The sequence below is a fragment of the Vibrio sp. J2-4 genome (assembly GCF_021728155.1).
GTDB classification, from domain to species: domain Bacteria; phylum Pseudomonadota; class Gammaproteobacteria; order Enterobacterales; family Vibrionaceae; genus Vibrio; species Vibrio diabolicus.
Map to the genome: position 1 here is coordinate 934190 of NZ_JAKKCN010000003.1, position 23745 is coordinate 957934.

The window sequence follows — 23745 nt, forward strand, 5'->3', positions numbered from 1 at the left end:
TAAACCTACTGTTGAGCGTTCGCAAGCGAGACAAAACTACGATATGTCTGAGACGATACTTAAGCGCACATACCTAACGAGTGAACAAAAGACACAAAAGCCAAGTTCACTGATTCCACCTCAAACCTACCATGCGCAGTTGGCGCACCGTGTTCACCACTCGCCTCAATTTGAAAACGGCCGCGTTAAAAACGAGATGCCAAATGTGCCTAGTCCGCAATCATTCTGGCAGGTGTGTTGGAGTTATCTTGGTGGTAGAACGCCGTTGAGTCCTAACCAACATCTGCCACATTCCCCAATTCAACCTACGCAGTTTGCGCAGCGAAGTGAATCGATGCGCCTTACTTGGCTGGGCCATTCCACTATGCTGGTGGAGGTCGATGGCATTCGAATTCTGACCGATCCGGTATTTGATTACGCTTCTCCGTTCATCGCAAAAGCGTGGTTTGAACGCAATATTCCCAATACTCACGCCAGAGATTGTTTGCCGATTCCTGAAATTATCGTGATTTCGCACGATCATTACGACCATTTAGAAGCGTCGACCATACGTTTCTACGCCGATAAACCCGTGACGTTTTATGTACCCTTAGGGGTTGGCAAGCATCTGATAAAGTGGGGCGTTTGCGCAGACAACATCGTGGAATTCGATTGGTGGGATAGCGTGCACTATGCCGGAATCGAACTGATTTGTACGCCCGCTAACCATAATTCGGGTCGTACTTATTTCGATAAAAACTCGACCTTGTGGGCTTCTTGGGTCATCAAAGGCAAAGAAGAGACGCTCTATTTTAGTGGCGATTCAGCTTACGACTCGCACTTTTCCGAGATCGCACAGCGATGTGGACCAATCGACATTGCCTGTTTGGAAGTGGCTGCTGATGTGAAAGGCCAAGGTTATCCGGTCGAAAACTGGGGGCACATGCAGGCTCATCATACCGTGCAAGCGTTTCGCGATTTAAATGCGAAAAAACTGTTGCCAGTACATTGGGCTACATACGAACTGTTTACTCACCGCTGGGACGAACCGATTTTAGATTTGCTTGCCCATTGTCAAAAAGAACATATAACGCTGCTGACGCCAATGCCGGGGGAGAGTTTTTACGTTCATCAAGAACATATAAATAAACAATGGTGGCGAGAAAAAGAAATATGTGAGCCAGATATAATTTTGACTTAATAACATGATCTTACTTCAATAATTATTTTATAAATTAACCTTGTTATTTTCAGAATATAACAAGGTTTTTACTGGTCATTGAAATTCAAAATTTCCATAGGTTCACTTTCCAATTGTGATCTCACGCTTTTATAAATCGATTGGTGTCATTTTTTGATACTTTTCATCTGAAAATTTGCGCTCTTATCAGAAAAGTTTTAGTAAAAATCTTTGCCATCTTAATTTTACTCTTCAAAACAATTATACTGACTATTATCTTGATAAGCCCATAGTGCAATGGCCATAACTTGTTCAGGGTGGGTAAAATGCGTCCAGTTAAAGAAAAGTAAAAAATTTTAATGGATAAGATATGTTTTACGCCAACAAGATAGAATATTGAGACCAAAATCACAAGAGTAGGACTCTCTTAAATTTATCATCATGGATGCTGAATAAATAAAATACAGGCATTGTTAGATGAATAATTCTGCAACGTATTTACTTGCTGCTTTACGAGAAAAAATAAAAGAAAAAGGCATTGGATATTCCGAGCTTTCTATTGGACTTGGAATCCCGCTTTCTACTATAAAAAGGCAGCTTCACAATACGTCTCTTGGTTTAGATAAAATCTTGTTGTACGCCACGCACCTTGATACGGATTTGGTTGAGTTATCCATGCGAGGTAAGCAGCTGCAGCAAGAGAGTGAACAGTTTATCACCGACACCAACAGTGAGATTTTTCATCAATATCCTCACTTATTTGATTTTCTTTATCTTTTGCGTCGACCTGAGTGGTCTTTAGAAGAGATCGCTCGGAGATACCAGCTGAGTGATACTTCCGTTGCGCTCTATTTACGTGCACTAGAAATGATGGATTACATTGAACTGAAAGGGGATAAAAACTATCAATTTAAAGATACAGGCCGCTTTATTTTTGAAGAAGGTTCACATTTAGACACGCTATTTGCACAGCGCTTTCGTGAAGAAGTGTTTAGCCACGATATTCGACCTCCAATTTGTGTTGGACGCATTGCGATTACCGAAGAACAAGAAGAAAAACTGGCAAATGAAGTGTACAACAAATTAATTGAGTTTGATGTTCAAAATAAAACCAGTGAAAACAGTCAACGCCTAAAAAACGTTTTACTCACTTTTACGCCTGGTAATCAGATATTTTTGGCTGACACAATTCCGAATATTAATGGCGATTTATTAAAAGCCATCACTGTCGCTAAAGAAAAATAAAAGAATAATTATCAGAAGCTTGTGCTTATTTAGTGCGAGCCGGGCTTCTGCACACTAAAAACACTCATTTATATAAATGAGAATATAAAAATAACGTAAATAATAGGGAAAAAGTATGTTTAAAAAGAGCACACTTGCCATTCTGATCGGGGCTACTATTTCGCTTGTTGGATGTGGTTCCAATGATAAAACTGAAATCCGTTTACCACAGGCGCCAACTTCGGAATTTACTAACGTGATTGATCGTACTGGTAATCCAACTTACCTGCGTGATTACGACAGTTATTCGAACCTGAAGTACAACGCGTTGACGGATAACGGCGCGTGGCATGGCCATTTGCTACCTGAAGATGCGGCGGGTTATGGCGCTTTCGGCGGTATTATGCAAGTGACGCAAGAGTACGCGCATTTTATGTCTGGCCAAACGTTCGACAAGCTCACGTTGACCGACAAAGTTAGTGGCCAAACTTACGACTTATCGAACGCAGAAGCGAAAGTCTATTCCATTCCAGGTGCGTTAGTGCAGGTGTTGGACTTGGAGGATATTCACGTGCAAATGGTGCTGCGCTTCGTAACTGATCGCTCTTCGCTGGTGGAAACGCTCATCACTAACAAAACTGATCGTGATATGAACTTGGCGTTGGAGTGGGACGGCGAGTTGGTGAAATACGCGCTGTCGACGCGCAAAGACCAAACCGTTGCGCAGTACTACCCAGATTACAAGCGCCAGATTTCGACCATCGAGAACGGCATTAAAATTAACTTTAGCGAGATGAAAGACAACTGGGCGATCCGTAATGACCGCGATGCCGAGTTCCGCATTACTCGTTCTCTACCGACGAAGACGTTCACCAACGAAACCTCATTCAGTTCTACCGCGGAGATGAGCCTACCAGCTGAGCAAACATCGGCGGTTTATACGGCGTATTCTAACCTGCATAATGCGAAAGAAGTGCAGTCAGAATCGTTGAAATTGCAAGATGTATTGGCGAATCCAACTCAATACATGGAAGCGTCGAAAGCGCGTTGGGACGGCTATTTAGCGAATGGTCTTATCAACAAAGAAGCGACAGCAGACCAAGCTCGCGTAGCGGTAAAAGCGATGGAGACCCTAAACGGTAACTGGCGCTCTGCGGCGGGCGACATTGAACAAGCGACAGTCACGCCATCGGTCACTGCGCGTTGGTTCTCTGGTAACTTAACATGGCCGTGGGATTCGTGGAAACAAGCGTACGCGATGGCGCATTTCAACCCAGATGTTGCGATGGACAACATTCGCACGGTATTCCAAGAGCAAGTTCAAGCTGATGACAAGATTCGTCCGCAAGACAAAGGCTACTTGCTGGATGTATTGACGTACACCAAACCTGTTAGTCGTGGTGGTGCTGGCTCTGAAAACTGGAACGAACGCAATACGAAACCATCGTTGGCGGCATGGTCTGTGATGGAGGTGTATCACGCTCTCGTGAACCAGTTTGATCGCCCAGAAGACGCGCAAAAATTCATTGATGAAATGTATCCGAAGTTGGTGGCATACCACGATTGGTGGCTATCAAACCGCGACCACAACCAAAATGGTGTGCCTGAATACGGCGCGGCAGTGGACCCAGCACACAACACGGAAGAAGGTGTGATGTACGTTTGGGTAGAAACGCGCGATCCTAACTTCACGACCATTATTCCGGCAGAAGACATCATCGAGCAAAACGGCAATTCTTATAAAGTAAAAGGCATGGCGTCTTACAATAAGATTCTTGATGAAGTGGATTACATGACGATTCACGTCGGCGCACAAGAAGCGGCTGGCTGGGAATCGGGCATGGATAACGCGGCTCGTTTTGGCTTTATCTACAACATCCACAACATGAATTCGCAAGCTGAAGACATCAGCAATCCAGACAAAAATGTGGATCAACTTGGTCGCTACGCGGCAAGTGCGTACGGCTTTGATAACAGCATCAAGCTGGAAGGCGAAGAGTGGGTGTACAGCAATACGTCAGCGGAAAACTTAGCGAAACTCGATCTAGCGAAGAAAGATTGGGAAGTTCGTTTTGCAGAAAACCGCACCAACAATAACGCTGCGGACGGCGAGCTGCTTGGCTTCTCTATGCTGCAAGAATCGGTGGATCAAGCCTCTTACATGTACTCAGACAACAAATACTTAGCGGAAATGGCGAAGTTGGTGTCCGATGGCGTAGAAGGTAAAGATCGTGCGCAAGAATTCCTTAACGGCGCAGAAAAAATCAAGACGTACATTAACCAATGTATGTTTGATGAAAGCACAGGATTCTTCTACGACATTCACTTAAATGTGGCTGAAGATGGCACTACTCCTGCGCCTCTTGCAAATGGCTGTGCGGGTTTGCCGATTGTAGAGCGTGGAAAAGGCCCTGAAGGTTGGTCGCCGCTGTTTAATGGTGCAGCAACGCAAGAGCATGCCGATAAAGTGATCGCGGTGATGCGTGATCAAGACGAGTTCAACACGCCAGATAAATTCCAAGGAACGGGTGTGCCTTTGCCGACCGCATCGCAAACTAACCCTGCTTACGGTAAAGATGTGTACTGGCGTGGTCGCGTGTGGCTAGACCAAGTGTACTTTGGCTTCCGTGCGATGGAAAACTACGGCTACAAAGAAGAAGCGATTGCGATGGCGAATGAGCTGTTTAACAACGCAGAAGGTATGACGGGTGACATGCCAATCCGTGAAAACTACAACCCAGAGACGGGCGCGGTACAAGGTGCGTCGAACTTCTCTTGGTCTGCGGCGCATTTGTACATGATGTACAACGGATTCTTCAAAAACTAGATCGCACACATTAGGCGCTTTGGATGACCCCCCTAGCATTCGTAGCGCTTAACGAACGATAATTTATTGATAAATAAGACAAACCGGACTGTATTGGCAGTCCGATTTTTTTATGTCTCTTGTCACAAAGATTTTAGTGCTGGGTCAGGGCGTGTTGCCATATCGAAAGCATCTCTTCACTAAACAAGTAAAAGCGCATGTCGAGTGCCGCGTATTCCGGTCTTTGACAAACGGCCATCGAGACTTCTGCTGCTTCTTGAGGTGGGTAACCATACACTCCGCAAGAAATCGCAGGCAGCGCCACACTTTGGCAGTGGTTGGCGAGCGCGAGATCCAGCGAACGTTGATATGCAGATTCCAACACCGCTTTTGGATCGGCGAATTTATCGTAAATCGGGCCAACGGCATGAATGACGTAACGCGCGTTTAAATTGCCAGCCTCAGTAATGCGTGCGTCACCAAACGGGCATCGAATACCGTCGACATCATCAACGGCATAACACGCATTGATAAGCGCAGGCCCTGCTGCGCGATGAATGGCACCATCGACGCCACCTCCGCCGAGCATTCTCGGGTTTGCTGCATTCACGATGGCATCGACATGTGCGGTGGTGATGTCGCCTTGGACTAACGAGATCGCGTTCATTTTTTTGAGCCTTCTACAATGGTGAGAAACAAATGGTCAGTAACAGAGTTAAGTGTAGCTTACTCATCAATCACTTGAGGTTTTAACTCGACGACATTTCCTTCCGGATCATGAATATAGAGTGAGCGACCGAACCCTTGTGCGCCGTAGCGCTTCGCAAACTCTTCGGTTTCAATGCCGTTCGAACGCAGATATTCCAGTATTTCATTTTCGCAAAAAGGCGCTAGTTGCAGGCAAAAATGGTCAATATTACGACCATTTTGAACTGGTGGCTTTCCGCCAAGTTGCCCTAACTCGCTGTCCACCGTCACCACATCAATCAATGCGTTACCAGCCCTAAGCTGGGTTAAACCAAGCTCCATTACTTCGCGCTCGACTGGGCAACCCAAAACATCTCGATAGAAATGCAACATGGCGTCGAGGTTGCACGTTCTTAACACGACATGATCAAGGGCTTGGATTGCGATTGGGTTGTTGGTGGGCATGCTTCACTCCTTTTGTGCGGTTATGGAAAAGTATACGACCTGAACGTCCATACTGATCGTTAAGCCATTTTTAACATACGCACCTTTGGTCATAAAGAGTGCGTTTAAGAAGAGAGAAAGAGTGTTTGGCGAAACGCCTTGATGTGCGACCGCGTCAGGCGTTTAGGCCTGTAGCAAATTGGTCACGCGCCCAAGCTCGCAAACGTTGATGGGAAGTACTCGACTCATCTCGTTTATGGAAAATCAGTTTATAGCTGACCGGCTCGGAAAACATTGGAGTTTGAATGACTTGCAGATTCAAAGCCGATTGCCATTTCTGCGCCAAAGACAGGGGAAGCACGCCTAAGCAATCGTGTTTCGCCACATAAAGCATCATGCCAGAGAGTGATGTTGTCATCATTTCCACATCACGCTCTTGCTGCCCTGGTTGGTGAACTTCGGTGTTGCTAACTGGGAAGTCTTCGTCTCCGACAAACCGACAGTGCTTTTCAGAATAAAACTGTTCTTGTTCGATTTTTCCTGCGATACGTGGGTGATCTTGACGACAAATCACCACCATTGGCTCTTCAAAAACTGATTCACTGATAAATGATGGGTCATGAATGGTCGTTGGGCTAATAATCAAATCGATCTGTTTAAGTCGTAGATCATTCAATAACGAAGGTAAATCCGTATCGGCGCAAATGCTGATCGTGTTGGTTGGTGTGATGCGGTAGATCAGCGCTTCGTTACAGCTCAGGCGGAAAGTGCTTTGATCGGAAATGGCATCATTGATCATCGCAAACGCCTGATGAAATTTAGGTAGCAACTGATGCGCTACAGAAGTGAGTTTGATTTGTCGCCCATCCTTCACAAATAACGATTTGTTGGTTTCTTTTTCCAAACGCTTCATGGATGCGCTAATCGCTGGCTGAGTTAGCCCTAGGTGCTCTGCGGCGCGAGAGTAAGATTGATATTCAGCAACAATTAAAAAGGTTTGGATTAGATTAAAATCCATACGATACCTAAATAAAAATAATCACTAGATTGAGTGGGTGGCTCTTTGATTTTTGGGCTTGATGTTCGCCCTAGACACCCACCTTGAAATAAGCCCCCTTAACGCACTTACGAGCTAAGGAGGCGACAGAGCAGTGGTTCGTTAAAACGAATTATTTAACTACTTTGATTTCAGGCATTTGATACTCACCACTTTGGATTGCATCGTCTGCGCCGTAGAAACGCATGATGGCGTAGAACGGTTTTTCAGGTACTGGCAAGAAGTTTGGATCGTCTGCACGGCCTTTCTCGTTCGCACTCATGTAAATGGTGTAGTAACCGTCTTTGTCCGCTTTCATGGTTCGGTCGCCACGGCTGTGACGGTTTAGGTCGTTTTTCGCCATCAAACGGTTGTCGTTGCCGTAAATAGTAACAGACCAGAATTCGCTGACGTTCGGCGCTTTAAAGCGCATCACGTAATCATGCTTCGAACCATCCAGTTTTTGACCAGTGCTGTCGAAATCTGATTTACGGTAAGACGCTTCGATAGGTGGTAAACCCCACTGACCAAGGTAAGTACCTTCTGCAAAAATATCGCGTGGCGCATCACCCAAGGTATCGCGTGTACCAAGCAACGTACGAGCATCTGTCATTTTAGGTGCAAGTTCGATGAGGTGTTCCATGCCTTTCTTCTCACCAACTTTTGCCAGTTTTAGCTGCTCAGGTGTGAAGTCAGTTTTGCATGGTTCAACGCCGATAGATTGGTATTTGTCCAACCACTGTTTGTCTGCATTGCCCATCGAGCCATCACATAGCACGAAGTTCACGCGTTCAAGCCATGTTGAATTTTTTGGATCTGGATACGTTCTTTGTACTGGTTTTGGCCCGTTCTTACCTAAATATTCCGATAGGGTACGAATGTTCCATTGGTCCATGTAGTTAAGCGCGACTTTTGCGTCTTCGTCATTCACTGCCATGATGCGACCCATCAGCTTCACAAGATTGCTGTCTACGCGAACCACTTCGTCGACAGACGCTGGCACTTCACCTTGCCAATCTTGTGCTGCAAACATGAACTGGCCGCCTTTTGTGCCGCGAGTACGAGAACTGAACGCTGCGTTGGTGTAGTGGCCCATGTCCATTGTGTGCAAGATCCAGTAACGGCCTTCATCCATATCAGGCACGCTCACAATGACAGGTTCTGCAGCAACATCTAACCAGCCCATAAGGTGAAGCGTATCGTTATTAATGGTTGGGTGAGAGGTGTAAGAGTCATCAGCTAGAGCACGAATATTCTGAAAGCGGTTGAGCGGATAGTTGTTTTCTACCGCCGTGTGATAGAAAAACTTGTACGCTTCATCGATAGAGTAGCCGTAGATATAAGCATCTTCTGCAAGATTAACATTGGTGTTAGCCGCAAATACAGGGCTGGCTCCTAGCGCTGATAATCCCAATAGAGTAACGAGTAATTTTTGTTTCATGGCTGGTTTCATCCATTTGGTTGTGAGGATATATTTCCAGCTAAGCTTAGTCGTTAACCCGTTTATTACAAAAATGAACTGTGGGTATTTAGTCTATATCAAAAGTGATATGGTTTGAGAAAAGCTAAAGAGATAACGTTGATGAACTTTGATTACAATTTGCTCAAGGTGCTTGCAGTGATTCTTGAAACACGCAACACCACAACGGCTGCGGAGCGTTTGTGCACCAGCCAGCCTGCTGTGAGCCGAAGCTTGCGTAAAATTCGGGATTTGTTTAACGACGACATTTTAGTGCGTAAGGGCACTAATATGGAGCTCACGCCGAAAGCCGAAGAGATCAAAGCGCAGCTTTCTGGGATCATCAACGACATCGACAAGCTGGTGAATGTTTCTCATAGTTTTGATCCCGCGACCGAAAGCAGTGTGCTGCGTGTTGCGATCAACTCGTCCATTGCGCAATGGTTTTCTGCCGCGTTTACTCAACTGCTAGCCAAAGAAGCGCCGTTTATGAACTTGGTGATCGAAGACTGGACGGAAACCACGCCAGACAAAATCGATGCGGGTGAAATCGCTTTTGGTATCAACTATTTCCCTATGGAGTTGCCGAAGCATCTGGTTCAGAAAAAAGGCGGGCGGGACGACTTTGCTCTGGTCTGCCGCGCGACGCATCCGCATGGTGGTAAACGCATGTACTTGGATGACATTTCAGAGTACGCGTACGCGGTTCACATCATCCAACATTGGAATGAAAAAGAAGATCACATCTCGCGCTTATTACAGCCTTTTTCAGTTGTCCCAAGAATTCAACTGCGTACCACGCACATCAACACCATTTTGAATTTGGTTGCGGATAGCGATGTGCTGTTTCCTTGTTCGCGTCACTTGATCAATCAGTTAGATAAGCGTTTTTCTTTTATCGAATTTGATGACGCGCTGCCGAAATTAGAAGGTAACTTCGGTTACGTTTACAGCGTAAAGCGCCGCAATGATCCGTTGATATTGTGGGTTAACAATACCGTTGAATCGTTGATGAAGTCGTTAGGCATTGAGTCGTAACAATGGTTGGTGAAACGGTTTGAGCAACCGGGTTCAATAACGCACTGATCCCGGTTGTGTTGCTTGATGTAATTACTCGTATTCAGAAGCGTAAGTTTCTTCATAAGTGTGCGAGTAAAGCTCGAACAGGTTGCCGAATGGGTCTTCTAGATAGACCATTTTCGCAGGCTTGTTATCGTCTTCTGGGTGGTAACGCATGATGTCCATACGAACTTTGCCACCCAACGCTTCAGTGCGCTTGATTGCGCCTTCAAAGTCGTCCGTCTGCAAACAGAAATGGAAGATACCGATGCGAGAAAAATCCACTTCATGGCGTTCTTGACGCTCTTTCATTTCAAATAACTCAAGTCCGATGCCATCGCTTGTCACTAGATGTGCAATGTTGAAGCCTTTAAAGCCCTCACCAAAGACCGCAATACACATTCTGCCAATTGCGGTTTCGCGTTCTTCAATCACTTTCGTGTTGCCCATAACGACTTTTAGACCAAGCGCTTGCGTGTAAAACTCAACCGCTTTATCCATATCTCCGACCATAATACCGACATGATTCATTTTCATTTGTTTGCTCCCAACATGTGTGCTTAAACGTTGTTTTGTTTCGATGTGGAGAGTATATGGTGCGGTTTTAATTACATGAAATTATCATAAATTATAAAAATAATAATTTTGTGTAATCATCATGGGCGGGGTTCGAGCTAATTGGCTAATGCCTCAACAGCTTGCTGTACCGAGGTGAAGTGAATTTTGATGATGCACCTTTGTGCGAGACTAAACTCATGCGACTGGATGAGCGACGTAACTTCCTCGACGGACAGAGTGCGTTCTCCCGGTTGTAAAACGGTGGTGTTCGAATCGTTGTATTGAAACCCGAACGTGTTGCCATTTGAGTCAATTACGTAATCATCTGGCCCCAAAATGAGCGCTTCGCATTCGGAATCAAGATCAGCATGAGAACGCAAATAGATAAGTTCATCGTCGCCATCGAGTTTCAATAAACATGGCCATGTAACCATGGGGCCTCCGGTGTAGTGGCTAAAATTGTTTCAATGTCTGAAAGGGCAAAGTGAGTGCTGGCAGCATTCAAGGTGTTGGCCTTAAACCGCAGTCAAAAATTACGTGTGTTGAGCAATAATCGAAAACAGCTCGTCAACCGTTCTTGCCACGTAATCTGGTTGCACGCTCCAATGCTCTGGCATCGCGCCACTGTACGCTGCTGCAACGGCAATCACCTTACTTTGGCTACCCAACTGCTGTTCGATGTTGCGTGCGAATTGCGTGTCGGCTTCATGGTCACCGATGTACATCAGCTGTCGATTTTCTGCGTGACCAAAAATCGACTCAACGCATTTGATGCCACTGTACGCATCGGGCTTTTGGTGCCCATTCGAGACGTCATCATACCCGACGATGGATTTAAACGGCGCGCTGATGCCGTTGTCGGACAGCACTCGACGAATATTGCTTTGTGAGTTTTGAGAACAAATGCCGTGAGGCAGCTGCACAAACTCTTTAATAACGCCATTAATGCCTTCAAACAGGGTTACTGGTGTTTGGTTTTTCTCTTGATGCTCTGCCCATAAACCACCAGCTTTTAGCATTTCATCATGGGACATGCCGTAGTAATCCACGTAGAGCTCTTGCCAGTTTTTCGCCGCGTGGTTTGCGTAGTGATAGTTGGCTTCTGAATGGAGATATTTCGGTAAATTATCGCCAGTTAAATGCGGAGCAACGATGGCTAAGATCGCTTTGGTGATGTCGATGTTTTTCGGTACAGAGTTTACGAGTGTCCCATCGTAATCCCACAATATGGCGTCTAATTTCATTCAACGTTCTCGTTGTTATTGATGGTTAAAAGCTGGAACCGGGTTGCTGCAAAAATGCTAACTCTTCAGGTGTGCTTTCTCTTCCCAAGATGGCGTTGCGATGTGGGTAACGTCCAAATTGGTCGATGATGGCTTTGTGTTTTAGCTCAAAATCGTAGTTATTTTCAAGCCCTGATGCGCGAAACAATTTCTCTGCTTCGACATGAATGAGGCGAGATTCGCTGTGCATAAAAGGCATGTACAAAAAGCTTAGTTGCTCAGGCACTAATTCTTGATCGTGTCCTAACCGAATTGCTTCTTGAGCCAATGCTAATGCGAGCGGGTCTTGCGCAAACGCTTTTGGGGTGTTGCGATACACATTACGTGAAAACTGGTCGAGGACGATGATTTCGGCCAATCGTCCTTGTGCGCTGTCACGCCAATTAAACAGTTCACAACGAGCGGCCTGTTCTAGTACCGAGGCAAATCGTGACGCAATATGTTTGTCCAGTTCTGGGTCGTTTTCAAACCAGTTTTGAGGCGTTAGCTCTTCGAACCAGAACTTGATGATTTGTTGATGCATGGCGCTTCCTTTTGTTGTGCCTTAATAGTAAAAAGCCAGAAGCGTGGCTTCTGGCTATTGGCGTGTTATCGACCGTAAGTCTCTACGATGTAACGTTCAAAATCGTCACACATTTGTTCGTCAGAGATGACGTTGCTTGCCAGTTCTTTACTGCCGTCGACGACTTTAATCGTCGCGTTCAGTGAAGCAACTGGTGCTCGTTCTCGTGTTGCAAGTGAGTCGATTTTCTTCTGCTGTACTTCCCACGCTTGCTCTGGCGATAGATTACATACATCTGCCAAGTACTTAGCATTGAACCCCTCGCCAGTCAGGCTGAAAATGGTTTCGTTGTGCGACAAATGATTGCCTGCATGCCAGTAGTGTTTTGCCAGCAGTGGGCCAATTTCTGGGTTATCCGTCAGATAGCCAAACTTCTCAAGGAAGTATGCACGGGTCTGGTACACCGCCATGTGCGCGAGTAGGTAACCTTGATACGCACAAGCCGCTTCGTCGGATAGCAAATGTGGAATCGCCATCAGTGGGCGAGGGCTGCATTCCAAACCAAGGATCTGTTTTTCACAATCGCGAGCCAGCTTAGTGATGCGCTCTGGCGTTAACTCGTCATCGCTAATTTGATATAACGCGCGTTCAAAGTACGGCACAACCAAGATGCTACGTTCTTCATAAGCTTTGAATGGCTGACGACTGTTGATCATCGCTTGAATGATCTCATCAGGAACCGGATTCCCTTCATCATCCAGTGCGTATTGTTTTAGCCAATCGGCATCGTTTAACAGGCTGTCACAGAACATCGACTGAGTTTCTGCATAAGCCATTGAAGTCGGCGCAAACTCCTGCGAGAAACAAGGTGCGTTCATTTTTACGTTCGCAAAGTGTGCTGCGTGGCCACCTTCGTGGAACAGCGTGTTGATACCATCGTAGCCGCTGCCCACTTGGTCTGGTTTGGCATTGCTGGTGAAGTTCACCTGTGCTGCGACCCATTCGCCTTGATTGTAGAAAGAAGGGATAGGGCCGTGGCAGAACCCGTTCGGGTACTTACCTTTGCGGTCTAACAAATCAAGCGTTAGCGTCGCGCCAGAGTAATCAATATTCAGACGACCAAACGATTCTACCCAGCGTCTCAGAGATTTTGAGAACGGCACGTATGGGTCAAGGTCACGCATGACGTCACCCGCGAACGAGTAAACAAAGTTGAAGCCTGTTAGCGCGCTTGCGCCTTTCTCTTTCGCCAAGTTTTCTAAGCTGTTTAGGTGCGCATCTCGCGTGCGTTGTTCGAAATCTTCCAAAATCTCGAATAGCTGCTCAGAGCTCATCTTTTCCGTTTTTTGCACGGAGTAATCAAAGAAGGTCGCATAACCCAGTGAGCGAGCGAACTGGTTGCGCAGTTTGATCAGTTCTATAAAGCCGTTTTGCAGTAGCCATTGTTCAAGGTTCAGCAACGCTTGGTGAGCCGATTGGCGAACTTCTTCATGATTGCTGGTGCGAATGGTTGAGCTCAATACTGGCAGTGAACCTTCTACTTGCTCGCCGTTTTCATCGGTAAACGTTTGTACGTGGTTCTGTTTTTTCTCGAACAGCTCAGCTTCAAAGGCAATGAGCTGATTTTTCAACGCTTGTGCTTTTTCGCCCTCGATTGCGTGAGATTCAAACATCGCCAGCCAACCAGAAAGACCCGTAATGGTTTGCTGTTTCTCTTGTGGGTCGGTAATTGAGTCCGCGGCTTCAAGCTGTTGTTTGATGGCAGTAATTTGCTCGGCGTTGCTCAAAAAGCTTGTCCATGCGGTTTGTGCTTGCGTCGAGCCATCATGGTCATCGCTGATCCCCATGTAAGTTTCCCAAAAGAAATCTTCTTTGGTGCGGTGAATCGCGAGGTAACGTTGATTGAGGTCGTTGAGATAATCCGTTGCGGTCATTTTGATCCTTCAAATGGTTGGGAGTAGACCCCTAATTATTGCACGCTTGTTGATAATAAAGGAGGGACAAATTAATTTGCTGGTAGTGTACTGCGTAAACGTGATTTTACTATTTGTTTACATTTTAATGAGTTAGCAAGAGTTGTTACGCGTTCGGAGTGCGCAGTGTTAAGGCTGGCACGGGTTTTACAGTTCATCAGTTAATTAATCTGCGAGGCGCTCTCGATGATCTTTGTCATGTGTAATAATATTTCTATATCGCGGCAGTACATATGGAAACGATATGATAAATAAGACAAAAGTTACGCTATTGGCGCTAGGTACGATTTTGGTTGGATGCTCTTCTGTCACGCCGCCAAGAAATGATGCGGTTGAGAACATTCAACAAAAGTGCTCTGTAATTTTAAGCAGTGATGTTTCAGGTGAACAGCGCTGGCAGACATACAATGGCTTGCTTGTAGAATATGCTGTGCATGGCATTAAAACTCAGGCGCAGTTAGAACGCTTTGAAGCGTTTGTGCAGCGAGTACAAAATGATGAATCTGGACAGTTAGTTACCGAGCTGATTGAAGTCACCGATTGGGGATGCTCAAACGGCAATTATCTTGAAGAGATGGGCTTGTTTATTCAAGAAGTTCAAAAGTAAAAAACCGAGCGTTAAGTCGCTCGGTTTTTCTGTTTATGGAGCGCTTTGTGCGCTGGCCCGTCAGGACGTTTACTCCTCTGGGTACTCGCCCATACCTTGCGTTTTACCTTCCGCTTTCCAATGCTCACCGGGGTCAAATGCTTCATCGCATAAATCTACGGTGTAGCCCATTTCTGTGATTTCCTTTAATGTGAGGTTATCTGCAATTTTTGCGACTTCACCCGATTTATTACGTAATTCCATGTTGTTTCCTCCTCTGTAGGTAGACGAGCGGTATCGATGCACAGTGACGAATGCATCGGTGACCTTTGTTCTAAGTATATAACTCTCAGCTCAAAATGAGGGTTTAATCCATTTTTATCGTGTGGTTAATTGAGTAATGCTTTGAGCTGCTTCAGTTATTTTTAACTGTATCGTCGCGACAGTTGGCTATTTGTGATTTATTGAATGATTAAATTGTCAATCTGGAAAATCGAAATGGTTATTCTCGACCACTCCCTAGCACAGCAAATTGTCGATCGAACCATGTCCATCATTGGTCACAATGTGAATGTGATGAACTCAGCAGGCATCATTATTGGCAGTGGCGATCCAAAACGCGTTGGGCAAGTGCATGATGGCGCGGTATTGGCGTTGAATCACGGCGATTCGCTAGAGCTGAATGAGCAGCAATGTTTGACGTTGCAGGGTGTCAAACCCGGAATCAATATGCTGTTGAAATTGCATGGTGACGTGGTCGGTATTGTTGGTGTGACAGGTGAGCCGGAGAAAATCCGAGATTTCGCCAAACTGGTCAAAATGACTGCTGAACTGACAATCGAGCAAGCTGCGCTGGTGGAAAAATTTCAGTGGGACAGACGTCATCGTGAAGAGTTTATTCTGGCTTGGATCAATGGCAAATTGACCGATGAAGAGCTGAAAGATTGGGCGATGCGTCTTTCTATCGATGTTACTCAACCACGGGTGGCAACGGTGATTGAAGTCTCGACACCGTCCGCCTCTAAAAGCATGAAGAGTGTGCGCAATATTGTTGAGTTGCTTGAATACCCAGAGCGTAACAACCTAGTTGCGATTGTCTCAGTGAATGAAATTGTGGTGCTGAAACCGTGTCATTCCGCCAAGCAGTGGGATAGCCAAATCGAAAGTGAACGCATTGATAAGTTGATGTCGCGTTTAAGCGATCACGATTCACATACGTTTCACATTGCGCTAGGGCAGTTGTTTAATGAGCCTAAAGATGTCGCGTTGTCATACCAAAGCGCGAAGCAGGTATTAGCCATTGGCAAGCAGTTCTACCCAGAGAAACGTAAGTACCTGTTCGACGAACTTCGTTTGCCTGTGCTGTTGGCGCCGTTGGCGGATATTTGGCAAGGTGAACAAATTATTGATGGCGTGAAACGGTTGAAAGAGAAAGACAAATCCGGGCAATTGCTGAAAACCCTAGATGCATTGTTTGAATGCAATGGCAATGTGACGGAGTGCTCTAAAATGCTGTTTATTCACCGGAACACAATGCGCTATCGATTAGAAAAAATCACCGAGATAACAGGGTTGCCAACCACCAATTTTGTGGGGTTAGCGGAGCTTTATATTGCGACTCGGCTCTCAAAAATGTCGTGATATTGTGCATTTGCACAATACGCGTCATTTTTTGACCACATCATTTGTCGATCCGCCTAAAGGAATTCGAAAGCAAACGATTAATAATTCATGCGTCCCTACATGTTGAGTGAGCCAACACGGACTCGCTCAGCAAAATAAGAATAAATGGAGTTATCATGAACCTTATATTAATCCTGCTTGGGGTGATCGCATTTATTGTGCTCACGACCACCAAATTCAAATTACATCCCTTTTTAGCGCTGATCATCGCAGCGTTCCTTGCGGCATTTGCTTACGGCTTACCGGCAGATAGCATTGCCAAAACCATTGCTTCTGGCTTTGGCGGCATCCTTGGTTACATTGGCTTGGTTATCGTTTTAGGTACCATCATCGGTGTTATTTTGGAAAAAAGTGGTGCGGCGATCACCATGGCCGATACGGTCATCAAAGTGTTGGGTGAGCGTTTCCCAACATTGACCATGAGCATCATTGGTTACATCGTTTCTGTTCCGGTATTTTGTGATTCAGGCTTTGTCATTCTGAACTCGCTCAAAGAATCACTCGCGAAGCGTTTAAAAACCTCAAGCGTTGCAATGAGTGTGGCGTTGGCAACTGGCCTATACGCAACACATACGTTTGTGCCGCCAACTCCTGGCCCTATTGCCGCTGCGGGTAACTTAGGCCTGGAATCTAACCTTGGTTTAGTGATTGGTGTGGGTGTGTTTGTTGCAGCAGTTGCGGCGTTAGCGGGTATGTTGTGGGCGAACCGATTCCAACATGTTGAACCAGATGGCATTGAAGCCGCAGATGAAATTCAGCATGACTGGCAAGCACTCAAAGCGTCTTACGGCCAACTGCCAACGGCGAGCCAAGCATTCGCTCCTATTTTTGTTCCAATCTTATTGATCTGTTTTGGCTCTATCGCGAAATTCCCAAGCTTACCGCTAGGCGAAGGTTTTGTGTTTGATGTTCTGACTTTCTTAGGACAGCCACTAACGGCATTGGTGATTGGCCTGTTCCTTTCTGTTCGCCTACTAAAATCAGACAACAAGATTGAAGAATTTGGCGAGCGAATCAGCCAAGGTATTACGGCTGCTGCGCCTATTCTTTTGATTACTGGTGCGGGTGGCGCATTTGGCGCGGTATTAAAAGCAACGCCGCTAGGTGAATACTTGGGTACGACGTTATCAGCGCTAGGTGTGGGCATTTTCATGCCATTTATCGTTGCGGCTGCGCTAAAATCGGCGCAAGGTTCGTCAACGGTTGCATTGGTGACCACATCGGCTTTGGTTGCGCCTATGCTTACGCAATTGGGGCTCGATTCAGAAATGGGCCGCGTATTAACAGTGATGGCGATCGGTGCTGGTGCGATGACGGTTTCTCATGCAAACGACAGCTTCTTCTGGGTAGTTTCGCAGTTTAGCCGCATGTCGGTGGGCTTAGCGTATCGCGCGCAAACCATGGCTACGCTCGTTCAAGGTGTCACGGCAATGGCATTGGTGTACATTTTGAGTCTCGTTCTCTTATAAGTTTCTGGAAATACGTATGAAAGTGGTAATTGCACCTGATTCATTTAAAGAAAGCTTAACCGCCAAACAAGTGAGCGAGGCGATCAAAACGGGTCTTGCTCGCGTATGGCATGATGCCGAGTTTGTTACGGTTCCGGTCGCAGACGGTGGCGAAGGCACGGTTCAATCTTTGATAGATGCAACTCAAGGCGAACAAGTCTTTACAACGGTGACCGCGCCATTAGGGAATGATGTTGAAGCGTTTTATGGCATCCTCGGTGACGGCGAAACCGCGGTTATTGAAATGGCGGAGGCCAGTGGGCTGCACCTTGTACCGAGTGACGCTCGCGACCCAAAACTGACCAGCAGCATCGGTACCGGACAGCTGATCAAACACGCGCTAGACCGCGGTATTCAACGCTTAATCATTGGTTTGGGCGGCAGCGCTACCAATGATGGTGGCGTGGGCATGTTGACCGCGTTGGGGGTAACGTTTCTTGATAAATCTGGTCATGCAATTACCCCAAATGGAGGCGGGTTAGCGGCGCTTGCCTCCATCGATATTTCTGGTCTTGACCCACGTTTAGCAACTTGTGAAGTGTTGGTAGCATGCGATGTTGATAACCCACTCTGTGGCGACAAAGGCGCATCGGCTATCTTTGGCCCGCAAAAGGGAGCGACGGTGTTAGACGTCACACTGCTCGATAACGCATTGCGCAAGTTTGGCGAGTTGACGGAACAAGCGACGGGTAAGCATGTACTGACTCGTGAAGGGGCGGGTGCTGCTGGTGGTATGGGCGCGGCCTTGCTCGGGTACACGCCAGCACGTTTGCAACCGGGAATTGAGATTGTGCTTGAAACGGTCAAGCTTGCTCAGCATGTTGCGGATGCGGATATCGTATTTACAGGCGAGGGTCGAATCGATCATCAAACCGCACATGGCAAAACGCCGATGGGCGTTGCTCAGGTGGCTAAGCAGTGTAATTTACCAGTCATTGCATTAGCAGGCTGTGTGGGCGACAACTATCAGGCGGTTTATGAGTGCGGCATTGATGCGGTGTTTGCTTGTGTACCAAGGGCAATGAGCTTGCCTGAGGCCATGAAAGAGGCCGACGTCAACGTTGCCAATTTAGCCGAAAACGTCGCGAGAATGTGGCAAATTAAGTCGCACTGAGGGCGATAACGATACGAAAAAACTCCACCTTTACGTGGAGTTTTTTGTTGTTACCAGTCTACGTATGCGGGCATAAGTTCATTTAGCAAGAGCGAGTTAACGAACATGCTTTGCTATCAACTTTGCCAGTGTTTGCATCGCGTGAATCCAATCGGTTTCACTACCAAAGTTTGCTACGCTGAGGCGCACGCAATGTCGATATTGTCCTTGAGTGCCAAATACGGTACCGGGAAGTAGGCTGATTCTGTGTTGATTACACGCTTGATACAACGCATAGCTGTCCGTTTCTTTGGGCAGGCGCAACCAAAGCAAGAACGAACCTTGCACGGCGTTGATCTGGTATCGATTTTTTAGAGATTCGTATTCATCTAAGTATTGATGAAGCATCTGGATAAATCGGCGCATGTTGTTTTGATAAACCCGACCCATTCGCGCAGTATGCGTTCGATACTTGCCTGACGTTAGAAACGTTGCCACGGCAGATTGCATCAGATTCAAACTGCCCATGTTCTCACACAGTAGATATTGCTCAATTTGATCTCGATATCGCCCCGCCAACATCCAACCAATTCTCAAACGCGAATCGAGCGTTTTGGATAACGAATTCACGTAAATTACGCGTTGCTTGTCATCGAGCAACCTCAAGCTTGGCAAAGGCTTGTTATAACTTAACCCGCCAAACACATCGTCTTCGATAATAGGAATATTGCCAGACGCCAATAGCAATTGCTGGCGCTTTTCTAGCGGCATCATGGCACCAGTTGGGTTGGTGAAGTTTGGCGTTACGATGATCGCTTTTATGTCCCATGTCGCCATTGCTTTTGCTAAGGCTTCGGGGCACATACCGTCTCGTGGGCAACTCGGAATTTCCACCACTTTGAGGCCGAGTGATTCGAGCATCAATAAATTACCAAAATAGCAAGGGGACTCCACCGCGACGATATCGCCTTTTTGTGTCGTTGCGCGCAGCGCTAGGCTAATTGCTTGCTGCGCGCCGTGCGTCACCATGATCTCATCCAACTTGGTTGGCGTGCCCAAATCTTGTGTGATTTTCGCCAGTTGTTTGATTAAGAGGTGATCACCGGGTGGCAATTGGTAATGGCTCGGTACATGCGTTTGCTGGCGGCTGTGGCGGCCAATCTCGGCGTACAAGCTTTTGATCGCGGGGGAGTCAATGTTTGGGTGGGCAGAGCCTGCGGGCAAACGCTCTTGGTATTCAGGGTACGTGAGGATTTCTTTGCAGATCGAGAGCAAATCCACGCGAGTCGGATCCGGAATTGAGCGAGAGGTCGGCAAGGCGATTTTTACTCGATAACCCGACTTGGGAACCGAGTACACCAAGTTTTGCGCTTCCAGCTCTTGATACGCACGAATCACGGTGTTTTTACTGACGCTTAATTCTTGGCTCAATGAGCGAATGGAGGGCAGTCGATCATCCACTTGGTAAACGCCACCATTGATGGCTTGTTTAAGGTGCTTTTCCACCACGAGGTACTTATTCCCTTCACCGCTTTCCAATAAATCTGTACCCATAAAAACACTTCCATCTGTCACTTTTTGAAAACACTGTACCTAATTACATTAACAGTATCTCAAAACATAAAACAAGCGTGAGTGAGGCGATCATGTTAATCCGAGCCATCCCTTTTGTATTTGTCATCCTTTGGGCGTCTGGATTTGTTGGTGCGCGTTTTGGTTTGCAGTATGCCGAGCCAGCGACACTACTTTCTATCCGTATGGCATTCAATGTCTTACTGTTTTTAGTTCTTGTGGCGATGTTGCGTAGAAGGTTGCCAACAGGAAGCGATTTTTGGCACAGCTGTGTGGTGGGTGTGTTGATCCATGGCTTCTATTTAGGCGGCACTTATTTCGCTATTGATTTGGGTATGCCTGCCGGGCTGAGTTCGTTGTTGGTGGGCATTCAGCCGATTTTAACCGCGGCTTTGCTGGTGGTGTTTGTTCGTGAGGAATTTAAACCCTCGCAATGGCTAGGTTTGGCTCTTGGCTTTGTCGGCATCGCTATGGTGCTGATGGGAAACATGGAGTGGCAGTCTGAGCAACATAAGTTCTTAGCCATTGGAGTCTGTTTACTGTCTTTGGTTGGTATAACGTTAGGGACGCTGTATCAGAAAAAACATTGCCAACAGGTGGATATGGTTGGTGGTGCGACGGTGCAATATTTGGCCGCACTCATCATGTTTCTGCCTGTTGCGATGCAGTTTGAAACCATGCAAGTTCAGTGGGAACTGGAGTTTATTTTGACCGTGTTGTGGTTGGTCGTCGTGCTCTCTTGTGTGGCTATCCTACTGCTGCTGTACATGGTGAGAAATGGCGCGTCTTCGAGTGTGGCGTCTGTGTTTTACCTCGTGCCGCCAACAACCGCGATTCAAGCTTGGCTCGCGTTTGGTGAGTCGTTTGATTGGATGGGCATTTCTGGCTTTGCATTGGCGGCCACGGCGGTCTATCTAGTGGTTAAAAAGCCAGATCTGACGATAAAAAAATCGGTTCAAACAGAATATACCTAAATTGGGTAGGGACATTCACGTGCCAGTGAGTACAATTCTGCTTCATCTTAATCCGTGGAGCAGAGTGATGACGGCAAAGCCAGACCGAATGACCGCGATGCGTAATATCATCGAGCAAGTAAAAGCTGAACTACCGATTTACGAACCGGAAACCTTTGTGTGTGGGCCGGAAGGGCAGTGCATCGGTTGTCCAAAGAAATTATTAGAAATGGTCGATTCAGAGGTTACTTATTGGGAGTCGGCAATGGAGCGGGGTGTGATTCCGCAGTTTGATGAGATCCGTCGTTTCGGGAAGATGTGCACTAACGTACGTCGCGGACTTGTTCGTAATAACGTTCCACTACTCGGGTAATCTACTTCAGTAAATAAGTGATTGATAAATAAAGTCCTAAAATTGACACATAAATGTGTGCGTTTGCATAGTAACTTGGCGAGCGGTCTCAACTTTGGCCCATGACTCTTGTTTGTCATCTACTAGGGCTTTAAACGTTTTAAATCAGCGATATATTGGCAAGGTCTCACATGGATGTGAGGCAAACGACCATTCATTCTGCTGAGATAAAAAAGTGAGATTAAAGGGATTTACTCTGATGGAAATCACCATAGTGCTCGCCACTTTGGCTTTCATCGCTTTGGCTGCGTTGCCAACACTACTCCACATTCATCGCCAAGCCTATGCGTCGATGTTACACAGTTCCAATTCGTCATTGGGTACCGCGCTTAAATTTTTTAACGCCCGAGTGGTGATAGACAATGCTGCCGAGCAAAACCAAGTCCACTATATTGATAGGAACGTAAAAACCTTAAGTGGTATGCCAGAAGCGAGCGCCAATAGCATTGGCGCGTTATTAGAAATCGATTTGCCGCAGAGTGGCGTGTCCAAAATTGATGTTCCCTGCAAAGGCAGTGACTTTTGTATTATTGGTCAGCAACACCCAAATAGTACCCACTTTGTGTCTATTCCCGATTATCAATTTGTCGACCAGTCAGGTCTTGATCGGGTGGTGTACATTTGGCCGCAAGGGTATACCTTGGCAGAAGAGGCATGCTATTTCTATTATGTAAATCAAGCATCCACAGAGTCTATCGTCCGAGGGCACGTTACTGAGGGTTGTTAGGCGCGCTTAACATCATCTTCTGACTCATCAACACTTCGCCATTGGGGAGAGTGACTTCTCCTAGTTCACCATGGTGCTCAAATCCAAATCGTTCGTACAACGCTATCGCGGCAAGGTTGTCCTTATAAACATTAAGTACAATGGTGTCGTAACCATATTCCCAGGCACTTTTAAGTGCGACAGACAATAGCTGCTTACCTAGCCCTTTTCCTCTGAATGTTCTATCAATATGAATACCTAAAATGCCTGTGCTAGTGAGTTGACCGCCTTCATAACCGCACAGTTCGGCAGGAAAAATCTCTACACTACCAATCAGAACGTGATGGTCCAAAGCAACAAATTGAGGAATCGATTCAAGTTCTACGCGACGTAAAATATTGGTCAGGGTGTCTTTATCTGGAGCCGGACTGCGCAGGTATTTACCTTCGGCATAGACTCGGTTCCACAGTTCGGTAAAGCGCTCGATATCGCTTACCTGGATGGGTCTGATTTGCATTCATCTTCCTTGATTAGTGCAGGTTAGTGATGGTTAAGGTACGAGTTCAGATAAACAGCGAATTTGATTCGGAATGGGATCGGCTGGCGCATTGGCTCCTGTTGGATTAAACCAAATCGTATTTACGCCAGCTTGCATTGCAGGGTAAATGTCTTTATAGGGCAAGTCGCCAACCATAGTTAACTCACTCACGTTAACCCCTAGCTGTTTTGCGATAGCAAGATAAAAATCAGGTTGGTTTTTAGCGATGCCGAGATTGGCAAAACAAAAGTAGCCATTTAAGTACTGGTCTAAGTCGACGCGGACGAATGCACGCTGAATCTCTTCCATGTTGGAATCAGACGCACTGGTCGCAATGTAAATAGCATGATTTTGGGAAAGTGTTGCCAGTGTTTCTTTGGCCAGAGGAATCGTTTCTACGTGTTCCCAATCGCACATTTTTCCTTGTGCGTGAGGGAAATCCACCATTAAGGTGTTCCCCCAATCGAAAAGATAAATCATGTTCGAATCTCCTTTATCCGCACA

General features: G+C 46.4%; 24 protein-coding genes. 11 read left to right on the forward strand and 13 right to left on the reverse strand.

What is annotated here, in order from left to right; translation table 11 throughout:
• Positions 1-43: 43 nt before the first annotated feature.
• The 3 genes from L3V32_RS14375 to ygjK all read left to right on the forward strand — a co-directional run bounded on the left by L3V32_RS14375 (position 44) and on the right by ygjK (position 5210).
• Positions 44-1180: an MBL fold metallo-hydrolase gene (locus L3V32_RS14375; RefSeq protein ID WP_237284607.1), complete on the forward strand. Its 1137-nt coding sequence runs from the start codon at positions 44-46 to the stop codon at positions 1178-1180.
• Between the two features lie 456 nt (positions 1181-1636).
• Positions 1637-2404 carry a hypothetical protein gene (locus L3V32_RS14380; RefSeq protein WP_048625540.1) on the forward strand — a complete coding sequence of 256 codons (768 nt, stop codon included), beginning with the start codon at positions 1637-1639 and terminating at the stop codon, positions 2402-2404.
• A gap of 115 nt (positions 2405-2519) precedes the next feature.
• On the forward strand, positions 2520-5210 hold the full coding sequence (gene ygjK / locus L3V32_RS14385) for an alpha-glucosidase (RefSeq protein WP_237284570.1): 2691 nt from the start codon (positions 2520-2522) through the stop codon (positions 5208-5210).
• A gap of 133 nt (positions 5211-5343) precedes the next feature.
• On the opposite strand, the gene L3V32_RS14390 is transcribed toward ygjK, so the two are convergent.
• The 4 genes from L3V32_RS14390 to L3V32_RS14405 all read right to left on the reverse strand — a co-directional run bounded on the left by L3V32_RS14390 (position 5344) and on the right by L3V32_RS14405 (position 8797).
• On the reverse strand, positions 5344-5856 hold the full coding sequence (locus L3V32_RS14390) for a macro domain-containing protein (protein WP_140245940.1): 513 nt from the start codon (positions 5854-5856) through the stop codon (positions 5344-5346).
• A gap of 59 nt (positions 5857-5915) precedes the next feature.
• A complete protein-coding gene (locus L3V32_RS14395) occupies positions 5916-6341 on the reverse strand; it encodes a VOC family protein (protein ID WP_021821230.1) in 426 nt (141 codons plus the stop codon).
• A gap of 154 nt (positions 6342-6495) precedes the next feature.
• Positions 6496-7338, reverse strand: coding sequence for a LysR family transcriptional regulator (locus L3V32_RS14400; RefSeq protein WP_237284571.1), 843 nt, complete (start codon positions 7336-7338; stop codon positions 6496-6498).
• Between the two features lie 151 nt (positions 7339-7489).
• Complete coding sequence (locus L3V32_RS14405) at positions 7490-8797, reverse strand: DUF1254 domain-containing protein (RefSeq protein WP_237284572.1); 1308 nt, start codon at positions 8795-8797, stop codon at positions 7490-7492.
• 141 nt (positions 8798-8938) lie between these two features.
• Between L3V32_RS14405 and L3V32_RS14410 the strand changes: the two genes are divergently transcribed.
• A complete protein-coding gene (locus L3V32_RS14410; protein ID WP_237284573.1) occupies positions 8939-9853 on the forward strand; it encodes a LysR family transcriptional regulator in 915 nt (304 codons plus the stop codon).
• A gap of 72 nt (positions 9854-9925) precedes the next feature.
• Here L3V32_RS14410 and L3V32_RS14415 read toward each other — a convergent pair whose 3' ends face one another.
• The 5 genes from L3V32_RS14415 to L3V32_RS14435 form a co-directional block, all read right to left on the reverse strand.
• The gene (locus L3V32_RS14415) at positions 9926-10411 is read right to left on the reverse strand and encodes a VOC family protein (RefSeq protein ID WP_005391929.1); all 486 of its coding nucleotides are present in this window, start codon (positions 10409-10411) and stop codon (positions 9926-9928) included.
• 137 nt (positions 10412-10548) lie between these two features.
• Positions 10549-10866 carry a DUF4144 domain-containing protein gene (locus L3V32_RS14420; protein WP_237284574.1) on the reverse strand — a complete coding sequence of 106 codons (318 nt, stop codon included), beginning with the start codon at positions 10864-10866 and terminating at the stop codon, positions 10549-10551.
• Positions 10867-10965: 99 nt separating this feature from the next.
• The gene (locus L3V32_RS14425; RefSeq protein ID WP_237284575.1) at positions 10966-11676 is read right to left on the reverse strand and encodes an HAD family hydrolase; all 711 of its coding nucleotides are present in this window, start codon (positions 11674-11676) and stop codon (positions 10966-10968) included.
• A 25-nt stretch (positions 11677-11701) separates the two neighbouring features.
• Positions 11702-12238: a DUF924 family protein gene (locus L3V32_RS14430; protein ID WP_237284576.1), complete on the reverse strand. Its 537-nt coding sequence runs from the start codon at positions 12236-12238 to the stop codon at positions 11702-11704.
• A 65-nt stretch (positions 12239-12303) separates the two neighbouring features.
• Entirely contained in the window at positions 12304-14151 is a 1848-nt protein-coding gene (locus tag L3V32_RS14435; RefSeq protein ID WP_237284577.1) for a M3 family metallopeptidase, read from the reverse strand.
• 283 nt (positions 14152-14434) lie between these two features.
• On the opposite strand from L3V32_RS14435, the gene L3V32_RS14440 reads away from it, so the two are divergent.
• The gene (locus L3V32_RS14440; RefSeq protein WP_047009761.1) at positions 14435-14797 is read left to right on the forward strand and encodes a hypothetical protein; all 363 of its coding nucleotides are present in this window, start codon (positions 14435-14437) and stop codon (positions 14795-14797) included.
• A 69-nt stretch (positions 14798-14866) separates the two neighbouring features.
• Here L3V32_RS14440 and L3V32_RS14445 read toward each other — a convergent pair whose 3' ends face one another.
• A complete protein-coding gene (locus tag L3V32_RS14445) occupies positions 14867-15040 on the reverse strand; it encodes a hypothetical protein (protein WP_005391896.1) in 174 nt (57 codons plus the stop codon).
• 234 nt (positions 15041-15274) lie between these two features.
• On the opposite strand from L3V32_RS14445, the gene L3V32_RS14450 reads away from it, so the two are divergent.
• The 3 genes from L3V32_RS14450 (at position 15275) to L3V32_RS14460 (ending at position 19081) form a co-directional block, all read left to right on the forward strand.
• Positions 15275-16417, forward strand: coding sequence for a sugar diacid recognition domain-containing protein (locus L3V32_RS14450; RefSeq protein ID WP_237284608.1), 1143 nt, complete (start codon positions 15275-15277; stop codon positions 16415-16417).
• Between the two features lie 158 nt (positions 16418-16575).
• Entirely contained in the window at positions 16576-17928 is a 1353-nt protein-coding gene (locus L3V32_RS14455) for a GntP family permease (RefSeq protein ID WP_065645272.1), read from the forward strand.
• Positions 17929-17944: 16 nt separating this feature from the next.
• Positions 17945-19081, forward strand: coding sequence for a glycerate kinase (locus L3V32_RS14460; protein ID WP_237284578.1), 1137 nt, complete (start codon positions 17945-17947; stop codon positions 19079-19081).
• 96 nt (positions 19082-19177) lie between these two features.
• On the opposite strand, the gene L3V32_RS14465 is transcribed toward L3V32_RS14460, so the two are convergent.
• Positions 19178-20614 (reverse strand): PLP-dependent aminotransferase family protein, encoded by a 1437-nt coding sequence (locus tag L3V32_RS14465; protein ID WP_186437921.1) that lies wholly within the window; start codon positions 20612-20614, stop codon positions 19178-19180.
• 92 nt (positions 20615-20706) lie between these two features.
• Here L3V32_RS14465 and L3V32_RS14470 point away from each other — a divergent pair, with 92 nt between their 5' ends.
• The 3 genes from L3V32_RS14470 (at position 20707) to L3V32_RS14480 (ending at position 22724) form a co-directional block, all read left to right on the forward strand.
• On the forward strand, positions 20707-21606 hold the full coding sequence (locus tag L3V32_RS14470; protein WP_046875578.1) for a DMT family transporter: 900 nt from the start codon (positions 20707-20709) through the stop codon (positions 21604-21606).
• 67 nt (positions 21607-21673) lie between these two features.
• Entirely contained in the window at positions 21674-21958 is a 285-nt protein-coding gene (locus tag L3V32_RS14475) for a hypothetical protein (RefSeq protein ID WP_046875577.1), read from the forward strand.
• A 238-nt stretch (positions 21959-22196) separates the two neighbouring features.
• Entirely contained in the window at positions 22197-22724 is a 528-nt protein-coding gene (locus L3V32_RS14480; RefSeq protein ID WP_005391876.1) for a hypothetical protein, read from the forward strand.
• Here the strand turns inward: L3V32_RS14480 and L3V32_RS14485 are convergent.
• Together L3V32_RS14485 and L3V32_RS14490 are read right to left on the reverse strand one after the other, a co-directional pair.
• Positions 22708-23220: a GNAT family N-acetyltransferase gene (locus L3V32_RS14485; RefSeq protein ID WP_074190229.1), complete on the reverse strand. Its 513-nt coding sequence runs from the start codon at positions 23218-23220 to the stop codon at positions 22708-22710. The genes L3V32_RS14480 and L3V32_RS14485 overlap by 17 nt on opposite strands.
• Positions 23221-23253: 33 nt before the next feature.
• The gene (locus tag L3V32_RS14490) at positions 23254-23721 is read right to left on the reverse strand and encodes an HAD family hydrolase (protein ID WP_237284579.1); all 468 of its coding nucleotides are present in this window, start codon (positions 23719-23721) and stop codon (positions 23254-23256) included.
• Between the last annotated feature and the right edge of the window lie 24 nt (positions 23722-23745).